Source organism: Sphingopyxis sp. EU05-FHT14B03, assembly GCF_058790875.1.
The window spans coordinates 1-18,755 of the sequence record NZ_JBYTDC010000003.1 but is presented as its reverse complement, the minus strand read 5'-3'; the positions used below and the strand labels follow the sequence as shown (position 1 = coordinate 18,755).

At 62.1% G+C, this 18,755-nt stretch carries 17 protein-coding genes and 1 tRNA gene; 8 read left to right on the top strand and 10 right to left on the bottom strand.

The features are described 5' to 3' along the window. The first annotated feature begins 13 nt into the window (after positions 1-13). On the top strand, positions 14-457 hold the full coding sequence (locus AC3WS4_RS16520; RefSeq protein ID WP_492736671.1) for a hypothetical protein: 444 nt from the start codon (positions 14-16) through the stop codon (positions 455-457). 114 nt (positions 458-571) lie between these two features. Then, positions 572-1,522, top strand: coding sequence for a right-handed parallel beta-helix repeat-containing protein (locus AC3WS4_RS16515; RefSeq protein WP_187140877.1), 951 nt, complete (start codon positions 572-574; stop codon positions 1,520-1,522). A gap of 107 nt (positions 1,523-1,629) precedes the next feature. On the opposite strand, the gene AC3WS4_RS16510 is transcribed toward AC3WS4_RS16515, so the two are convergent. The 5 genes from AC3WS4_RS16510 to AC3WS4_RS16490 all read right to left on the bottom strand — a co-directional run bounded on the left by AC3WS4_RS16510 (position 1,630) and on the right by AC3WS4_RS16490 (position 5,955). Beyond that, positions 1,630-2,136 (bottom strand): type III secretion system chaperone family protein, encoded by a 507-nt coding sequence (locus AC3WS4_RS16510; RefSeq protein WP_056346382.1) that lies wholly within the window; start codon positions 2,134-2,136, stop codon positions 1,630-1,632. A 45-nt stretch (positions 2,137-2,181) separates the two neighbouring features. Continuing rightward, the gene (locus AC3WS4_RS16505; RefSeq protein ID WP_187140876.1) at positions 2,182-2,496 is read right to left on the bottom strand and encodes an accessory factor UbiK family protein; all 315 of its coding nucleotides are present in this window, start codon (positions 2,494-2,496) and stop codon (positions 2,182-2,184) included. Positions 2,497-2,535: 39 nt separating this feature from the next. Continuing rightward, positions 2,536-3,084 (bottom strand): TspO/MBR family protein, encoded by a 549-nt coding sequence (locus AC3WS4_RS16500; RefSeq protein WP_492736669.1) that lies wholly within the window; start codon positions 3,082-3,084, stop codon positions 2,536-2,538. A gap of 61 nt (positions 3,085-3,145) precedes the next feature. Further along, positions 3,146-3,886, bottom strand: a complete 741-nt coding sequence (locus AC3WS4_RS16495; RefSeq protein ID WP_492736667.1) for a TlyA family RNA methyltransferase — start codon at positions 3,884-3,886, stop codon at positions 3,146-3,148. Then, complete coding sequence (locus tag AC3WS4_RS16490) at positions 3,886-5,955, bottom strand: protein-disulfide reductase DsbD family protein (RefSeq protein WP_492736665.1); 2,070 nt, start codon at positions 5,953-5,955, stop codon at positions 3,886-3,888. Before AC3WS4_RS16490 ends, AC3WS4_RS16495 begins: the two co-directional genes overlap by 1 nt. 106 nt (positions 5,956-6,061) lie before the next feature. On the opposite strand from AC3WS4_RS16490, the gene AC3WS4_RS16485 reads away from it, so the two are divergent. Both AC3WS4_RS16485 and proC read left to right on the top strand, forming a co-directional pair. Beyond that, positions 6,062-7,729, top strand: coding sequence for an alkaline phosphatase family protein (locus tag AC3WS4_RS16485; RefSeq protein ID WP_492738045.1), 1,668 nt, complete (start codon positions 6,062-6,064; stop codon positions 7,727-7,729). An 18-nt stretch (positions 7,730-7,747) separates the two neighbouring features. After that, positions 7,748-8,578 carry a pyrroline-5-carboxylate reductase gene (gene proC, locus AC3WS4_RS16480; RefSeq protein ID WP_492736663.1) on the top strand — a complete coding sequence of 277 codons (831 nt, stop codon included), beginning with the start codon at positions 7,748-7,750 and terminating at the stop codon, positions 8,576-8,578. A gap of 92 nt (positions 8,579-8,670) precedes the next feature. Here proC and AC3WS4_RS16475 read toward each other — a convergent pair whose 3' ends face one another. Beyond that, positions 8,671-9,180, bottom strand: coding sequence for a MarR family winged helix-turn-helix transcriptional regulator (locus AC3WS4_RS16475; protein ID WP_187140871.1), 510 nt, complete (start codon positions 9,178-9,180; stop codon positions 8,671-8,673). Between the two features lie 77 nt (positions 9,181-9,257). Here AC3WS4_RS16475 and AC3WS4_RS16470 point away from each other — a divergent pair, with 77 nt between their 5' ends. Both AC3WS4_RS16470 and AC3WS4_RS16465 read left to right on the top strand, forming a co-directional pair. After that, entirely contained in the window at positions 9,258-10,343 is a 1,086-nt protein-coding gene (locus tag AC3WS4_RS16470; RefSeq protein ID WP_492736661.1) for a branched-chain amino acid aminotransferase, read from the top strand. Positions 10,344-10,398: 55 nt separating this feature from the next. After that, positions 10,399-10,473 (top strand) — tRNA-Gln (locus AC3WS4_RS16465). A gap of 242 nt (positions 10,474-10,715) precedes the next feature. On the opposite strand, the gene AC3WS4_RS16460 is transcribed toward AC3WS4_RS16465, so the two are convergent. Beyond that, positions 10,716-11,102, bottom strand: a complete 387-nt coding sequence (locus AC3WS4_RS16460) for a hypothetical protein (protein WP_492736659.1) — start codon at positions 11,100-11,102, stop codon at positions 10,716-10,718. A 967-nt stretch (positions 11,103-12,069) separates the two neighbouring features. Then, positions 12,070-12,984, bottom strand: a complete 915-nt coding sequence (locus tag AC3WS4_RS16455; RefSeq protein ID WP_492736657.1) for an SHOCT domain-containing protein — start codon at positions 12,982-12,984, stop codon at positions 12,070-12,072. A gap of 431 nt (positions 12,985-13,415) precedes the next feature. Here AC3WS4_RS16455 and AC3WS4_RS16450 point away from each other — a divergent pair, with 431 nt between their 5' ends. Both AC3WS4_RS16450 and AC3WS4_RS16445 read left to right on the top strand, forming a co-directional pair. After that, positions 13,416-13,856 carry a hypothetical protein gene (locus tag AC3WS4_RS16450; RefSeq protein ID WP_492736655.1) on the top strand — a complete coding sequence of 147 codons (441 nt, stop codon included), beginning with the start codon at positions 13,416-13,418 and terminating at the stop codon, positions 13,854-13,856. Between the two features lie 73 nt (positions 13,857-13,929). Continuing rightward, entirely contained in the window at positions 13,930-14,184 is a 255-nt protein-coding gene (locus tag AC3WS4_RS16445; RefSeq protein WP_492736654.1) for a hypothetical protein, read from the top strand. Positions 14,185-15,816: 1,632 nt separating this feature from the next. Here AC3WS4_RS16445 and sciP read toward each other — a convergent pair. Next, entirely contained in the window at positions 15,817-16,119 is a 303-nt protein-coding gene (gene sciP / locus AC3WS4_RS16440) for a CtrA inhibitor SciP (RefSeq protein WP_492736652.1), read from the bottom strand. An 853-nt stretch (positions 16,120-16,972) separates the two neighbouring features. Beyond that, complete coding sequence (locus AC3WS4_RS16435) at positions 16,973-18,532, bottom strand: sensor domain-containing phosphodiesterase (RefSeq protein WP_492736650.1); 1,560 nt, start codon at positions 18,530-18,532, stop codon at positions 16,973-16,975. Positions 18,533-18,755 lie beyond the last annotated feature (223 nt).

The following is an 18,755-nucleotide window of genomic DNA, read 5'->3' as shown; positions in this document are numbered from 1 at the left end:
CAACTAATCAAAGATGCGCACCCAAATCGCGATTTTGCTGTTCTTGCTCGTGTCTTGCACCGATGCGCTCGGCGGCTCTTCTCGGGACGAGGTGGCTTGGGCTAAATCGCCTGATGGGCGCGTTCATGCGATCTTGCTGGAAACAAACGGCGGCGCCACGACCTCCTTCGGTTACCTGATTGAGCTTCACCCGGCGGACCATCAAGGTGAAAAGCCCGTCAATGCTGGCAGTTTATACGGCGCCGTTCGAAGTGATTGTGCATATGGCATCGACCTTCACTGGAATGACGCCAACACGCTGGTTCTCCGATTTGATAGTGCGAAGAAGATGGACGTCCCCGCATCGGTTACAGTTGCTGGCAAACGGATTCGCATCGCAGTTGAGGACGGTATGAAAAACGAGTCTGCGCCATGCGGTGGAATGGCAGCAAACCGAGCTGCAGCGAATGGCAGCTAACTGTCCCAAACCTGCCCTTAACCCATGGCACGTCAACCGTCCGCTTTCGGGACGGCGCCGATATTAACCAGCCTTGCAAACGACTGTCCCGCCCCCGTCGCCTATAGGTGCGCGATGATCCGCATTCGTCCCAGCCTCGTCACCGCGCTGCTCATCGCCGCTGCGGTTATTGCCGCCCCCGCGCCCGCGCAAACCGGTGGCGGTGCCCCCTACAGCATCGACGGCCGGGGCTTCTCGCGCCTGCAGGATGCGGTCGACGCGATCGGTGAGGGGCAGGGGACGATCACCATCGCGCCGGGCTATCATCGCGACTGCGCGATCCAGACTGCAGGGCGCATCGCCTTCGTCGCCGCCGAACCGGGCCGTGCGATCTTCGACGGTGTGACCTGCGAGGGCAAGGCGGCGCTGGTACTGCGCGGCGCGGGCGCGAAGGTCGACGGGATCGTGTTCCAGAATATGCGCGTGCCCGACGGCAATGGCGCGGGCATCCGGCTCGAGAAAAGCGACCTCGAAATCGCCAACAGCCTGTTCCGCAACAGCGAGGAAGGCATCCTTACCGCTGACGATCCCGAGGCGACGCTGACCATCGACCGGTCGACCTTCTCGCGCCTCGGCCGCTGCGACCGCGGGCTGAGCTGCGCGCACAGCGTCTACACCGGCATTTACGGCCGTGTCGTCGTCACCCGCACGCGTTTCGAAAAGGGCAGCGGCGGCCATTATTTCAAGTCGCGCGGTATTCAGGTCGATGTGCGCGACAACAGCTTCGACGATACGCAGGGCACCGCGACCAATTATATGATCGACCTGCCGTCGGGATCGGTCGGCCGGATCGCGAACAACATGCTGATCCAGGGCCGCGACAAGGAAAATTACTCCGCTCTGATCGCGATTGCCGCCGAAGAGCGCAAGAACCCGTCGCGCGGGCTGGTGATCGAGGGCAATCGCGCGACCCTGCCCGCCGGCATGGACCGCAAATCGGTGTTCGTCGCCGACTGGAGCGGCGAGGCGCTGGCGATCGGGCAGAATGAGCTGGGTGCGGGGCTGACGCGGTTCGAGAAGCGCTAAACGAATCTCTCAACCCTTTTGTGTCGAGCGAAGTCGAGACACGCCGATATCGTGCGCGCTTTCACCTGTCTCGACTTCGCGCGACACAAACGGAATAGGGGTGGGCGTCAGGCCTCGCCGCGCGTTTCGATCAGCGATGCCGCCAGCGCTTCCGCCGGGCTTTTGCCGCCCCACAGCACGAACTGGAACACCGGGTAAAAGCGCTCGCATTCGTCGATCGCGCTTTCGATCAGCGTTTCGGTGAGGTCGAGCGGCAGCGAGGCCTCGCTGCCGAGCAACAGGCCGTGGCGGAACAGGATCGTGCCGCTGTTCGACCACAGCTCGAAATGGCCGAGCCAGAGCTGTTCGTTGATCAGCGCCAGCGCTTCGTGCGCGACAGCGCGCTTGTCCTCGACGACGCGGATGTCGGGAAAGGCGAGCAGCTGGATGACGCCGTCGTCGGCGCGCCAAACGGCGCGCAGCTCATAGGTCGTCCAGCTGCCCTGCGCGGTCGCGACGATCTCGTCCTCGCCGACCATTTCGTGCGGCCAGTCGTGCGCGGCGAAATAGGACGCCAGCATTTCCATCGGCGCCGCGTCATGGCCGTCGTCTTCGTCGTAGATATCGTCACTCATGCGCGCGCCTTTAGCGACAAACGCGCAAGGTGGCGAGTCGCTGCGTCAGGCCTTGGGCTTGCGCGCCGCGGCGGGCTTGGCCGCCGGTTTGCCCGGGGGCGTCCTGACGGTATCGGCCTTGCTCACGCCTTCCAGCTTGTCGAGCCGCGCCTTCAGCGCTTCGGCCTCGGCGCGCGCGGTGGCGGCCATTTGTTTCACCGCCTCGAATTCCTCGCGGCTGACGAAATCCATGCGGCCGATCCATTCCTTGGCGCGCTCGCGCATCGCGGATTCGGCCTCGCGGCCGGCGCCGGCGACGGTTCCGGCAACGCCATTCACCATCTTGGCCAGATCGTCGAAAAAGCGGTTTTCGCTCTGCATGTCTTACTTCCTTCGTCGGGGGAGAAACCCCTTGCCGGGCTATATCTGGGTGCTTGCCGCGTGCGGGACAAGGGCTTCGGCGTCGGGATTGCGCTGATCGATCTGGAAATTGAGGATCGCGGCAAAGCTCAGCCAGATCATATAGGGGACGAGCAGCCACGCCGCCGCCTTGCGGATCGGGGCGAAGGCGAAGGCGGTGGCGATCGTCATCAGCAGGATGAACACGATCAGGTAAAAGGCCTTGGTCACCTCGTGCGCGCCGAAAAACAGCGGCGACCAGGCGAAATTGGCGATCAGCTGAACGAAGAAGAGCAGCAGCGCCATGCCGCGTCCCTTCGCCCCGCGCGCATGCAGAACCATCGCGAGCGAGAGGCCGAGGCAGATGTAGAGCGCGGGCCAGACGGTGGCGAAAACCCACCCCGGCGGGGTGATCGCGGGCAGGTCGAGCGCGGCGAACCAGCGATTGGCGTAGCCGCTGTTGGACAGCAGGCCCGAGAGGCTGCCGAGCAGGACAACCGCTGGAACCGTCACCAGCGCCCAGCGCAGATAAGACATGCGTAGCTGACCCGGCGTGGCGATTTCCGTCATCCCCGCAATACCCCTCGCTTGCGATTCCGTTGCAGCGGTGTCGCGATTGCGCGGCGCAGCGTCAAGCGGGACCTTTGACGGCGGCGATCAGGAATTCGACATTGCCCTCGGGTCCGGTGATCGGGCTTTCGACCAGATCGACGACCGCCCAGCCTTCGCCCTCCAGCCAGGTCCGCACCTCGGTGCATATACGCGCGTGCACCGCCGCATCACGCACGACGCCCTTCTTGCCGACCTCGCCGCGTTCGGCCTCGAACTGCGGCTTGATGAGCGCGACCAAGCGCGCGCCGTCCTTCGCGAAGGACATCGGCACCGGCAGCACCTTCGACAGCGCGATGAAGCTCGCGTCGCAGACGATCATGTCGATGGGTTCGGGGATATGCGTCGCGGTCAGGATGCGCGCGCTCGTCTGTTCGTGGACGATGACGCGGTCGTCCTGCCGCAGCTTCCAGGCGAGCTGGTTGGTGCCCGAATCGACCGCATAGACGCGGGCGGCGCCGCGGCTCAGCAGCACGTCGGTGAAGCCGCCGGTCGACGACCCGACGTCGATCGCGACCACGCCGCCCACATCCCAGCCGAGATGCGCCAGCGCATGGTCGAGCTTGATCCCGCCGCGCGAGACCCACGGGTGGTCGCGGCCCTTGACGCTGATCGCGGCATCGGCGGCGACCTGTTGCCCTGCCTTGTCGACCTTGCGATCGCCGATGAAGGCGAGCCCGGCGAGGATCAGCGCCTGCGCCCGCGTCCGGCTTTCGGCGAGGCCTAAGTCGACAAGCAACTGGTCAGCGCGGATTTTAGCCATCAGCGACTGGCCAGATCGGTGAGCGTGCCGGGGGTCAGGATCTGCGGCAGGATCTCGGGCTTGTCGGCGCCGGGGGCGTACCAGAGGTAGAGCGGCACGCTGTTGCGGCCATGTTCGGCGAGGGTCCGCGTGATGACGGGGTCGCCATTGGTCCAGTCGCCGACGAGGGTGACGACGCCCTTCGCCTTGAAGACCTCTTGCACCGCCGCGCGGTTGATCGCGCCCGCCTCGTTCGCCTTGCACGACAGGCACCAGTCGGCGGTGAAATAGACGAAGACGGGCTTACCCGAGGCGCGGGCAGTGGTGAGGGCTTCGGGGGAAAAACGGTCGCCAGCGATGGTCGATTCGGCATCGTTCCGAGCGGCATGGACCAGCCCTCTTCCGCTGATCGCCGTGATGGCGACCGCGACGAAGAGGAAAAAGAGAACAGCCCGCCAGCCCGCCTGTCCGCGCTGTTGCCGTCCGAGCGCGTTAAAGAACACGATGGACCAGATGATGGCGGCGAGCGCCGACTGCCATCCTGCGTTACCGGCCTGTCGCCACAGCAGCCACGCGAGCGCCAGTGCCGTCAGCCCCATCGGCAGCGCCATCCATTTGCGAAAGGTCGCCATCCACGGTCCCGGCTTGGGCAGGCGGCGACGCAGCGCGGGAAGGAAGCCGATGGCGAGGAAGGGCAGGGCGAGCCCCAGCCCCAGCCCGCCGAAGATCGGCAGCGCGGCCCATGCCGGGAGCACCAGCGTCGCGCCGAGCGCGGCACCGAGCAGCGGCCCGCTGCACGGGGTCGCAACGAAAGCCGCGAGCGCGCCGGTCCAGAAGCCGCCCGCCGCGCCGCCCCGGTCCGCGAGCTTTTGCCCGCCGCCGAAGGACGGCAGTTCGTAGGTGCCGAGCAGGTTGAGCGTGATCGCGATCGCGAGCAGCAGCAGGATGAACACGCTCAGCGGATGCTGCAATTGGAACGCCCAGCCGACCTGCTCGCCTGCCGCGCGCAGCGCGAGCAGTAGGCCGCCGAGCGCGAGGCTGACCAGCACCGCGCCCGCGGTGTAGGCGAGCGCCTCGACCTTCGCTTCGCGCGCGTCGCCGCCCGAGCGCGCGAGGCTGAGCGCCTTGAGGCTCAAGATCGGAAAAACGCACGGCATCAGGTTGAGGATTAGCCCGCCGAGGATCGCGCCGCCGAGGGCCGTCCAGAACAGCCCCATGTCGATACCCGGCTTGGCGACCGCGATCGGTTCGCCGGCCGCACGCACGGCGGCCGGTTCGAACGTCACCGTCAGCCCGCGCCCGTCGGCGAGCTTGACCAGCCCCTGCACCCGCCCGGTGGCGTCGCCGTTGGCGCGGGTTTCGACGATGATCCAGTCGCCGTTGCGGCTGAAATTTTGCGGGGCGGGATAATCGATCAGATTCTGTGTTTCGAGGAACAGGTGCGGTGCATCGATCGCGGTACCCTCGGGCAGGGGGATGCCGAAGCGCAAGGTCTGGCCGCGGCGCTCCCACGTCCCCGGCCGGTCGAGCGGCTGCGGCAGCCGCGCGCGCCACGCGTCGAAACGCGCGCGCGATGCCGCCGGGATCGCGCCGTCGCCCGCGGTCAGCTTGACCGACACCACCGCTTTTTCGGGCACGCAGATCTTGTCGGTGCACGCGAGCCAGTTGGCGATACCCGACAGCGTCAGGTCGGTCCGCGGCGCGACGCTCTTGTCGATGCGGACGTCGGCGAGCAGCGCATAGGGATGCTCATAGACATGGTTCATCATGCCGAAGAGCATCAGCGCCTCGGGCACCGGGTAGCGGAAGGGGGCGACGGTCACGCCTTCGGGCAGGTTCCAGTCGACCGACATGCCGAACCCGGCATCGCCGCCGTTGAGCCAATAGCCGTGCCAGCCCTTGGCGGGCGTCATGCTCAGCGCCAGCGTCGATGTCGTGCCCGGCGCGGGCGTCGGCGACTCGGCGATCAGTTCGGGCGTGATGTTCACCGGCTGCGCGCGGGCGGGGGCGAGGGCGAGCGTCGCCAGCGCCAGCATGGCGAGCAGCGTGCGCCAAGCCCCTGTCACAAAAGCGTCCCTGCTGCGATCCATGCCCGTCCTATGTCCATCCATCGTTCGAGGCTTGCCATATAGGCGGCTTTCGTCGAGAGGACAGCCCGCGCTGACACCCCCTGTATCGGAGAAGCCGCCCGTGAAGATGAAATATCTCAACACCGCCCTCGCCGCCGCGCTTTGTGTCGCCGGAACCGGTGCCAGCTTCGCGCAGGATGCGGCCGCGCCCGTACAGAAGGTCACCGCGCAGACGCCGCCGCCCAAGCTGATCGTCGTGGTCGCGGTCGATCAGTTTTCGGCCGACATCTTCGCCGAATATCGTGGTAAATTCACTGGGGGCCTCGCGCGGCTTGCCTCGGGCGTCGTCTTCCCCGCGGGCTATCAGTCGCATGGCGCGACCGAAACCTGCCCGGGCCATTCGACGATCCTGACCGGCAACCACCCCGCGCACACCGGGATCATCGCGAACAATTATTTCGACCTGTCGACGCCGCGCGACGACAAGCGCGTCTATTGCGCCGAGGATGAGAGCGTCGCCGGGACGACGTCGGGCAGCGGAAAATATGCCGCCTCGGTCAAGCATCTGCTCGTCCCGACGCTCGGCGACCTGATGAAGGCGCGCGATCCCCGGACACAGGTCGTGTCGGTTGCGGGCAAGGACCGCGCCGCGATCATGATGGGCGGGCACCAGGCCGACGAACTGATGTGGCTCGTCCCCACCGGCCTCACCAGCTATCGCGGCACCGCGCTGTCGCCCGTCGCGACGCAGGCCAGCGCCGCGATCGCCGCCGCGATGGCGCAGCCGCGCCCGCCGATGGTCCTGCCCGCCGATTGCGCCGCCAAGAATATCGCGATCCCGATCGACAAGGGCGGCACCGTCGGCACCGGCCGCCTCGCGCGCGATGCCGGCAATTTCCGCGGCTTCATGGCCTCGCCCGAGGCCGATGGCGCGGTCCTCGCCACCGCTGCGGCGCTGCGCCAGACGCGCAAGATGGGTGAGGGCGATACCACCGACCTCCTCATCGTCGGGCTGTCGGCGACCGACTATGTCGGCCACACCTATGGCACCGAAGGCAGCGAAATGTGCCTGCAGATGGCGGGGCTCGACCGCGAACTCGGCGATTTCTTCGCGCGGCTCGATGCAAGCGGCATCGACTATGCGGTCGCCCTGACCGCCGACCATGGCGGCCATGACCTGCCCGAACGCAACCGCCAGAACGCCTGGCCCGCCGCCGAGCGCGTCGACCGCGGTCTCGACGCCGACCAGTTGGGCAAGGCGGTCGCCGAAAAGCTCGGCCTGCCGCAGCCTCTGCTCTACAGCGACGGCCCGTTCGGCGACATGTATCTGTCGAAGACGCTGACCCCGGCGCAGCGCAAGGCGGCGTCGGCCGAACTGCTCGCCCGCTGGCGCGCGCATCCGCAGGTCGAGGCGGTGGTGACCGGCGAGGAGCTGGCGAAATATCCGATCTCGAAACGCGCGCCCGACGTCTGGTCGATGATGGACAAGCTGCGGGCGTCCTACAATCCGCAGCGTTCGGGCGATTTCATCGTCGTGCTCAAACCGCGCGTGACCCCGATCCCCGAATCCGGCCTTGGCTATGTCGCGACGCACGGATCGGTGTGGGATTATGACCGGCGCGTACCGATGCTGTTCTGGCGCAAGGGGCTGGCCGGTTTTGAACAGCCCAATGCGGTGATGACGGTCGATATTCTCCCCACGCTGGCCGGCCTGATCGACCTGCCGGTGGACGCCACCAAGATCGACGGCCGCTGCCTCGACCTGCTTTCGGGTCCGGACAGCAGCTGTCGGTAACAACGAAAAGAAAAGACCATGACCAAGACATTGCGGACTTTTTCCGGCCAGCTGTTGCTGGTCGGCTGCGGCAACATGGCTGGTGCGATGCTCGACCGCTGGCTGGCTGCGGGGCTCGATCCCGCGCAGGTCGCGATCGTCGATCCGGCGGCGGCCCCGCGCGAAGGCATCGTCCAATATGCCGCACTCGCCGAATGGCAGGCGGCGGGCGGCGATGCCGACTGGATCATGCTCGGCATGAAGCCGCAGCAACTCGGCGAAGTCGCGGGCGAACTCGCGCCGCAGGTGACCGACGACGTCCATCTGCTCTCGATCCTCGCCGGGGTGTCGTTGACCGATCTTGTCGCGCGTTTTCCAAATGCCCGCGCACAGGTGCGCATCCTGCCGAACCTCGCCGCGCGGATCGGCGCCGGGGTGTCGGCGGTCGCCAGCCTTGGCCGGACCGACGACAAGGCAGTCACCGCGCTGCTGAAACCCCTCGGCCAGGTCGTGCCGCTCGCCGACGATTCGACGATGGATCTGGTCACCGCCTTCACCGGCAGCGGCCCGGCTTTCGTCTTTCGCCTGATCGAAGCCTATGCTGCGGCCGGCGAACGGCTTGGCCTGTCGAGCGAGGACGCGCTGGCGCTGGCGCTGGCGACCTTCGGCGGCTCGACCGCGCTGCTCGCCGACAGCGGGGAAAAGCCGGGGGTGCTCGTCGCACAGGTCGCGAGCAAGGGCGGCACGACGCAGGCGGGGCTCGACATCCTCGACGAGGGTGGCCAGCTCGTCGCGCTGATGACCAATGTGCTGCGCGCCGCGCGCGATCGTGGCCGCGAACTCGCGGATCTGGCGCGCGGGGAAGGCTGACGACGCCCTCCGCGAAGGCGGGGCCGTTGTCGGCATATCTCAGCCTCGCCGTGTCGAACTTCTAGCGCCCCCCGCCTACGCGGGGACGACGCTCAGTTTTCGCTCCCCAATTTGCCGACCCGTTCGCGCTCGCGGGCCGGAAGCAACGCCTCGCTGACCTGCCAGAACCCCGTCACCGCCTGTTGTCCCGCATGGGTATAGGCGCGGCTCATCGCGTCGCGCAGAAGTGCGAAGATCGCCGCCTCGATCGCGCGGCCTTCGTCGGTCAGCCGCAGCTCCTTTTGCCGCCGGTCGCGGCCGCCGGGACGCGTCGTCAGCAGTTCGCGCGCCTCGAGGTCCTTCACCACACGTCCCAGCGACTGTTTGGTGATGCCGAGCAGGGCGAGCAGGTCCGAAATCGCGAGGCCGGGCTGGCGCGCGATAAAATAGAGCGCGCGGTAATGGGCGCGGCCCAATTCCTGCTCGGCCAGCCGCGCGTCGATCGTGCGCCACAGCGACGCATGGGCGAAAAACAGAAACTCGATGCCGCGGCGAACCTCTTCCTCGCGCAAGAAAAGAGCCGAAGCGCTGGGTACTTGTGAAAGAAAATTGTCGTCGGGCATAGTCACTAGCGTTGCGCGAAGGGCCGCGCTTTGGCAAGAGGCGCGCTCCATTGACCCCCTAGCTTCAAGGTTGATCCATGTCCGCTCCCGCCTTCGCCCGTCTGCCGCACCCCAATCCCGTCGCGGACGACGATCGCGCGGCGGCGATCGCCGATCCGGTGTTCGGGCGTGTCTTCACCGATCATATGGTGTCGATTCGTTATACCGAGGGGCAGGGCTGGCACGACGCGCAGGTGATGCCGCGCGGCCCGCTGACGCTCGACCCCGCGACCGCGGTGCTCCATTATGCGCAGGAAATCTTCGAGGGGCTGAAAGCCTATCGGCTCGACGACGGGTCGATGGCGCTGTTCCGCGTCGAGGCCAATGCCGCGCGCTTCAATGCCAGTGCGCGGCGCATGGCGATGGCCGAACTGCCCGAGGAACTGTTCATCGCCGCGGTCAAGGAAGCCGTGGCCGCCGACGCCCACTGGTTTCCGCCGGTCGACGGCGGCGCGCTGTACCTGCGCCCCTTCATGTTCGCGAGCGAGGTGTTCCTCGGCGTCAAGCCGGCCGCCGAATATCAATTCCTCGTCATCATCTCGCCGGTCGGCAATTATTTCCGCTCGGGCGCTCCCGCGATCTCGCTCTGGGTGTCGGAAGATTACACCCGCGCTGCCCCCGGCGGTACCGGCGCCGCCAAATGCGGCGGCAATTATGCATCGAGCCTTGTCGCGCAGCGCGAGGCGATCGCCAAGGGTCACGACCAGGTCGTCTTCCTCGACGCCGCCGAGCATCGCTGGATCGAGGAACTGGGCGGCATGAACATGTTCTTCGTTTTCGACGACGGTAGCATCGTCACCCCGCCACTGACCGGCACGATCCTGCCCGGCATCACCCGCGACGCGATCATCACGCTCGCCCGCGACGCCGGGCTGACGGTGCGCGAGGAGCCCTATGCGATCGACCAGTGGCAGGCCGATGCGGAAAGCGGCAAGCTGACCGAAAGCTTTGCCTGCGGCACCGCCGCGGTGGTCACCCCGGTCGGCAAGGTCACGCGCGGCGACACCGCCTTCACGATCGGCGCCGGCGGCCCCGGACAGGTGACCGCGATGCTCAAGGACAAGCTCGTCGACATCCAGCGCGGCCGTTCGGCCGACCCGCATGGCTGGGTGACGCGGCTCTAAGCCCGCCTTGCCATTCATGCACCCGGCGCTATAGAGCGCCCTCGCACCGGCCCGTTGGGGCGTCGCCAAGTGGTAAGGCAGCGGCTTTTGATGCCGCCATTCGCAGGTTCGAATCCTGCCGCCCCAGCCAGCCGGTTTTTTTTCTTGTAATTCAAATATATAAGAATTTTCTTGAGATGGCGATTGACAGTCGAATTGACAGTTGTGCCGCTTCATTCCGGTATGCGGCCCTCGGACCTAAAATGGCGCAGGTGTCATGGACGGCTGCCGCTAGGATCGAGCTGCTGACTAAGTTGTAAAATGGCCGATGGCACCGCTTGTAGGATACCATCGGCCAACGCCGATCTCTTGTCGGCATGGTTGAGCTATGCCTTAAGCTGGCGCAAACTCGTCAATTCTAACTTTTAGCGAATCTTTAGGCCGGCGGCAAAGGCTGGTGACGGCCGCAATGATTTCCAGCGTGACCTTGTGTCGCGCGCGGTCATCAGGCTCAAAGTCGTCATCTAGTTCCTCGCGGTATTGCATTATTGCGTCCAATGCGTTGAGCCGAGCGTCTGCATCAGAGAGTTGCGATAGCCATTCAAATAGATTGGGACCTCCGCGCCCATATGAAAATTCAAAAGCGCTTTCAATTCCTCTAAATAGAACTCCGCCCATGCATCCTAGAGACCCATCTAATGCAAGATCGAAATCGGCTCTCAATTCAGAATCTCTCTTCTCAATTTTCATAACTATTTTATCAAGATTCAAATCAATCACAATATTCTCCTTCTCACTTCCCGGAATGGGTGTTGAAGGAGGCCCAATTGTGGGCAATTCGGTTCAAAGTCCAATGGCAAATTTTTACAGTTTTTGTCCTAATTTCGTGGCACGACGCTATCAGATGGATGAATTATCGAGATCTGCCCAACGGGAACGATGGCGGGCCGCTAAGGCTTCGTGGCGCAGTAAGCGTCTGAAACACCGGCTGCCCATCAATGAGGAGTTCGCCGCCGCCGTCGAGCTTGAGCGTGAAACGCGAGCGGCCAATGCCCATCGCTTGTGGTGCTTTCGGGATGATAGGGTGCGGGCAATTTCAGGTTGGCCAACCCGTTTCGCTGCGTCGGTTTGGGCTGCCCGCCAAATCTTGACGGCACAGTTGGGACCATCGGGGAATAGTCCCACGAAGATTGCGAACTATCTGATCGCGAGAGATCAAATCGGCGATTATCGAACGGCTTCTGTTCGACCTATGGTTTATGTCGCAATGCGAAACATTGCCGTGCTTGAGGAGACCGGCGCCTGGCCTCATTGGGATGGGCGTCCATTGGGTCGCGACAATGTTTGAACTCTAACGCACAGGAAACGACTACGCTCCGGTGTGTGCAAGAACGATCAGTTCGCCGTGGGCGCTTTTCAAGATTCCCCTTTAGACCGCCCATTCCAAGGAACAGCCGGCATCTCTGCTCCTTGGGTGGCAGATACGCCTGACTGCGCGTCGGCCCTTATTGCGAATTTATTAGGGCAAGCGTAGGATGATCCCGTTGTTGCGACTTTGCGACAACGTCAACTTCACCCAGAAGATGACGAAGCCCTCACCGAGCAGATTTAGCGTCAGCGATCGACGGGCTCGACTTCGATAATTCCCGCGATGGGGCGTGCGTGGGGACATCTGACTGGCTAGTCCTCCGTCGCTTAATGTTTTGCGTGCGCTCAAAAGAGTATTGCGGCCGAGAGGGGCGTTCTCTCACATACCGAGAAGCTTCTTCTTCTGCGCGTCGAACTCGTCGTTTGTAATCACACCGTCGTCACGAAGCTTCGCCAGCTTTGCAAGTTCGTCAGCCACCGATAGTGCCCCCGAGCCGCCGACTATCGTGTCTGGCGCTTCTTCCGAGGGCTTCGCAACAACCAGCTCCGACCAATCAGGTCGAAACGCGCGCGTCACGGTGACTTTCATCGGCTTCCCGTCGCGCATGAATTCCACCGAATATGTTGGAGTCGCTGCCGCCTTTGCGGTCGCGTCCAGATAGTCGTCGAACTGCTTGAACTTCTTGCCAGCAACAGCGAAAACGACATCGTTCGGCCTAATACCGGCCGCGTCGGCGGGACTCCCAGAATCCACCTCAGTCACGCGAAGCGCTGCGTTTTTGCCGAGCCGCTGATCGTCGGACTTGAAGCCCATCAGGACATGGTTCGGAAATCGCGTGCCGACGGGAAACTTGCCACCTGCCGAGCCCATGAAGGACAAAATACTGTTGTGGAACTCTGGGCCCGAAAAATCCGTTCGTTTCATCTGGCCGAACGCCATTTGAAGTTCCATCCAGCCAGATGCTTGGACGCGAGCAACACCTGCTATCTCAGCTACGTTGAAACGGAAAAAACGGCGGGGCGGAGTGGAATAGCTGTTGCCCATTAGCATCTGCCCAAGCACCGACTGCCCCATGTTCAGAGGTGCCTCGCAAACTAGATCTGTCGAAGATGATGAGATAACAGTCCAGCGAGCGTCGATGCATTTATTGGAGAGCATCCCCACAACCTCCTGCGCGCGGCTGGGAAACAACATTTCCGCGGCGCCAGATGGGGTGACTGCGAAAAACTCGTCAGCGAAAGCTGGCGTTGCAACATTAAGTAATACGGCCAGCGCAAGAAGTCTCTGAATCATCACTGAATCTCCCCCCCTTTTAACGAGCACATTCGCTCGGAAGTTTCAATAAGTTGTTAGCCCCAGAGTGCGTGGAGAACGGTCCGCAGACAGGATCGCAACGGGTAGCGAGGTTTCGCCCCTGGACCGTTCAACATGGTAGTCACTCACCCCGTCAGGTCTTCTCGACACCTCATCCAGCTGGCTCGCGGGATTCGAGCAGATCGGGCCCGAAACTATCCGCAGAAGAGCGTAGCGCCGTTGCCCAAAAAGCTGCTCGTCGCCGATAGCGAGATAAGGCTGACGCTCGGGATTGAATTTGTCTTTGATCGCGAGACTAATTTTCCCCGACGCAAGTCCGCGAAGATTCGCATGCCTAGCGCTGAATTTGCAGAGACTGCCTTGCGCGTCGTTTGACAGGCACCCGTTTTATGCGCCTATATCGCTGCCCTATGAAACAGCACTGGCACACCGACACGATCTGGTTTCGCCTCGCGCTCAGCTTCGCTGCTGTGTGGCTGCTCTATGCTGGCTATAAGGCGTTCGCCGACTACAAAGAAGCTGAGCAAGCCAGAGCAGCATATGTGGCGGAATCTCGTGCCGAGGACTGCTCACGAGCGGTTCTCGCCGACGTAGATAACATCGAAGCCGGATGGCGGTTGCCAACTTTCGATGAAGAAAGACAGTGTCATCAGGACGCCATTTCATACGACGCCGAGAGATCTTGGTCCGATCGTCATTTCGTCGAAATGCTAGCGATCGAACAGTTCGTGGAAAACGGTGTGCTTCCTGCTGGCCTTGTCGTGATTTTGGTGGGCTTCGGTGGGCTGATAACGAATATCGCCCGTCGATATGGAACGTGGCTCAAGACAGGTAGCAAATCGTCAGACTGAATTGCGCTCAGGTCGCTTATGCACCTATGGATCGCCGCGAGAATGTTTGACTTGTGAGGAAAGAGGGTCAAGCATGCGGGACATTTTGGCAACGATGGATGACCTCCTCGTTTCGGTTGAGGAAGCCGGGCGCGAGCCGCAGCACTGGTTAATTCGTCAATCAGACTGGCTTGAAATCGGCAGGCGCTTTCGGGACGGTGACGTGCCGGACCCTTCTGCGATTGGTGCGGCGAGCTATCGAGAGGTGCCGGTGCACTACAGCGATTTGGAGCCGCCCGCTGTAGTGGGCATCGTTGATAGGGCTGGCGATCAGACGATCATTGCCTGATCTTGGTGGAGCGCAGACCAATTCCGAGGCGGAGGGGGCCGCGTCGAACCTTTGGCTCAGATTGAGGTCATGCAGCTGACCTGCTATGCTAGCGCGTCAGGAACGACGCGCTTTTTCGGGACCTTGAGAAGTTTTTGACGCTAGCTTTGCAATGCGCGATAGACCCTGGCGCGACCAATGCCCGACTCAGCGGCGATGGCGCTAGATCCTATGCCATTGGCCAGCGCGGCGCGCAGTTCTTCGACGCCGTCTACCGTGCGGAAGCGTCGCGTCGCATCGGGATGACGCAACGGGTCTGCGCCGGGTGCTGCCGCGACATGATCGGCGAGCCGGCCGCCCGTCGCATACCCCGGTTGAATCTTCTGATACCCACTGGCCTGCTACCCCGTGAAGGTTTCTGACTCAAGTAACCGGCCTCTCCTTGATGTGGCGGCGCAGTGGCATCCGCGCGAGCATAATTACAGCGACGCCAGTAATTTTGCTCCTGAGCCGCACGATCGCGAACCTTCCGCGCCCAGCCACACACTCTAGGTGCTCATTTTCTCAAGCTCCGGCCAGGCGGCTGTGGATGGCGCGATCGTTCGTTCAACCGGCTAATCGGCACTATCCGGGTAAGTAGATCGGATCAGATCTAGGACTTCTTCTATCGGTATATATGCAAACTCACCCATATGTCGGCGCTGCGCCCAACCCAATGTTCGGCACCGCGGTCCGCATCCACAGCTGCTCTGGCACAATCCGTCACAATAGCTTGAGAGCGCGATCGCCCGGCGATGCGTCGGGCACCAAGGCAATAAGGCCACGTTCCCCCCGGAGCGTGACCTTAGCGGCATTCTCATGCTGGCCCCTACACCCGCCCCGGGTCGCTGAAACAGGTGGAAGTTGTTAGGGTGTGTAGATCGCCTTGATTTCTGGTCAAGCGCGAATGCGATGGTGGGGAAGATCGAGAAGTCCCTCCGCCTGCGAATCGTCCCTCGCACAAGAAGAATAGAATATACTCGGTCGCGGTGGACTCACCTCCGCTGGCCCGTTTGCGTCCCAAGCATGGGCGGGCGGCGGGCGGGCCGGTTGTTTTCCCCCAAGAACATCGCCGGTCCGCCCGCACACAGGGGAATTAGCGGCTCTGTAGCCGTGACGATTACGTTAAAATCGCGTGCCAAGTTTGGCTTTTTCACCCAAAAAATCGAGAGTGTCGACGAGTAGCTATGCGGTCGTAATTGCTCCAATATATCGTTTCGGCCTGCTTGCTCCCTAGGGCATGATCGCCTAGCTTCCGATAGCTGATATTGTGATGCGAGCCTGATACGAGGGCAGCGTTGGGGGGCAATGCGCCTCGCCTTTTTCCCCACAAGGCGGCATCGCGACGGGTGGCGCGATATAGCTGGTCCCTTATTCGTGCCGCCCGGTTTGCTTGATTGCCGTGAGAAATGAAGGGCCCCGCCCCCTCTACGGGGCCCTTCGACCTCGCCCGCGGGGGGGATTGGGGCGAGGTCATCTCGAGCGGTTTTCAACGCTCCATGTGGCACCCTGTCAATGGCGCGTGTGCGGCTTGGCAAGGGACCACATGGACAACCGGAGATGTGATCGCTGGAGGCAACGCGTCGAAGGGGCGCCGGTTCCCGGCGTCCTTCGCTATGAAGAAAAAAGTCGATTAGGGAACCTCTCGCGATAATGCTGGATACGCGTCGTCCGTAGTCCGGGAACTCCCGCCCGATCGATCAGGCGTTGCCAGTTCGCCAGTTCCTCCAGGCTCATGCGGTAGCGCATGCACGCTTCCTCGGGTGTGATCAGCCCGCCTTCGATGGCCGCTACCACTTGCGCCTTACGCCGGCTGACCCACCGCGTCGTATTCGGCGGTGGCAGGCTGTCCATCGTCAGCTCTTCGCCCATTGGGCCTATGATCGATGCTGGCCGAATATTCTGATTTTCGAGCATTTCGTTACTCCCGCTCGCGGTTTTCTCCGCATTGTGCCCCCCCACTCTTGCAACGAACCAACATGGGCGAAGTTGAGTTAACAGAACCACGTCGCACATGGTTAATTGCGGCGAGCGGTTAGACGCCGTCTCTCGAATCGGCGTTTTGCGCGCACTGCGGACGACCCCGGAAAACCGTCGCTCGCGGCGACATGGGCGGAGCGCTTACGCGCGAAAGACGCAAGAAAGCCGGCGAACGCTTTTGAGTTCCGACAGGGCAATCGGCAATATGAGGCGCAGCCCCGCTGTGTCGTCGCGGAGCCAGCGAATATTCCCAGCGCGCCACACGCCGTCGGCCAGAACCAGGTCAACCGTCGCTGCCTCAGGAAGCTCGCTTTAGTGTTCGAAGCCAATCCCGAATTGGGATATGGAGGTCACCATAATATCGATTTGTTTCTCTTCGATCATCAGTCGGGCAGGGCAGCGGACCCGCAGCCGAAGCGGCCGATAGCTCTCCGATTCCCGCGCTGCGACAAGCTGCCGCAAACCCTCGCCAACACATATGGGCTGGTTGAATGCGACGCTGCACCGCCCGTCGCCCGACCACACGAAGCGACCGCACAAATTATGCCATCGGAAAGTGCGATCTCGAGCTTCTCGTTCGGATCGATCGCTGCGTCGGTTTCGAGGAGCATGCCGCGACCCGACATATTGCGCACGCGCCACAGTCCCACATCGTCCGCTCTTACAACCTTGGCTGCCTCATCCTGCGTTGATGGCGTGTCAGCCTGTCAACGTGCAGTGTGACAATAGTGGCTCCATAGTGGCGGCGCGAGCAAATCGCCGAGGGGCGGCATCGGAAACTTGGAGAATTTTATCCAGCGTCCTCTAGGCAGCCATACCAGCAGATGATTTCTCCGTCCGCTCCGACACGAGCTGACCCTCTGGAGCGCAGCCTTCTCCAAGGATCTGTTTGCGAACAACGGACGCGATATACTACGTCGATCGGGTTTCCGCTTTCGAATGATTTGTTCATTGTGTCCCGCGTTGGCTGGAGGTCATCCGGGTGCAATGCGTCGAGCCAGCCAAAACCTCGCCATTGATCCCCTTGCATTCCGGTCATTTCCAGCCATCGTTGGCTGACATCAAAAGCTCGTCCTTCCGAATCGATGATCCAAGGAACTTGTGGCAACAATTCAATCATGTGCCGAAAATGTTCTTCGGTCTCGCGCAGCGCTTCCTCGGCGCGCCTGGTGGGCGATAAATCCATAACCGCGACCGACACGCCCACCACTTCTCCCGCTTCGTCGCGCGCCGGTTCATATGACAAGAGAACCGTCTGGCCGGCGTTCACGTCGGAAGGAGGTTTCGTGACTTCGACCCCTTGAATAGCTTCACCGTTGAGCGCCCGGCGGATATACCCCTCGACTACCGGGAAGAGTTCGGGGATCATTTGCGAGACGGTCCTGCCGATATGGTCCTCCATCGGCCGTCCGTTCATCTGCGCCAGCTTGCGATTTAGCATCTTGTAGCGAAGGTCTCTATCCACAAAGGCCAGTCCGACCGGCGCGCCGTCATATATGGCCTGCAGTTGCGCCAGCCTTACTGAGGGAAGTAGGTCGAAGCTGCCGCGGGAAACGCGCCCCACAGCGCCAATCGACATGGCTGACGATTCGTTCTGCGGAAAATTCGACACCGCATATGGGAGATCTTTGGCAGGCAGCGCCTTTCCATAGAACCAGCCTTGTGCCAGATCGCAACCGAGCCACTGAAGCATCTGGACCTGTTCGAGTGTTTCGACCCCTTCAGCCACCGTTATCAGCCCTAAGCTTTGACCTAAGCCCACGACCGCAGCGACAATTTTGCGACTGTCGCGGCTTTCCGCCATGGAACTCACAAAACTACAGTCAACTTTGATTTCATCGAACGGGAGGGATCGGAGATGCGTTAAACTCGAGTATCCTGTTCCAAAATCATCGAGTGCCAGTTTACAACCGTTAAGCTTCAAAGCCTCTAGAATTGCTCGCGCCTGGCCTAGGTCCTCCGGCAGAGCGCTTTCGGTAATTTCGATTGTCAAACGATTCAGGTCGAAGGCAGTTTCTTCAGCAATCTTCTGGATATTATTTGATATACTGAGGTCTCTCAGCTGGACTGGAGATATATTGACAGAGAGAGTTATAGGGCTTGGTAGTTTCGCCATGACAGAGAGAGACCGATGGAATAATTCTCTGAATAATCGATCGATCCATTCGTCCTTCTCGGCCAAAGGAATGAACTCGCTTGGTGAAATCCATCCTCGGTCAGGGTGTTTCCATCTGGCTAGAAGCTCAAAACCCTGAAGGTTGCCCGTTCGAAGATCGACCAGCGGCTGAAAGTGCGGCTGGAACTCTCCATCGATGAAAGCTCGGACGATTTCTTCTTGCTCAATCGACACCGCACCCTCCGCATGGCCGTAACGGCCTGCCTTTCCGCATGCACTGTTTCTGAAAGCGGCGGGATCGACGCTAGACCTACCATCCGCTGATGCCTAGGAGGCGTTAACAAATTGGCGCATCCACAGTCGGATTGAGACGATGTGGATGTCAAACGGCGTTCAAAAGGGACCCCCGATCGGCGTCGAAGAGGGACCCCCTTTTCGGATAATATGATGCTGGTTT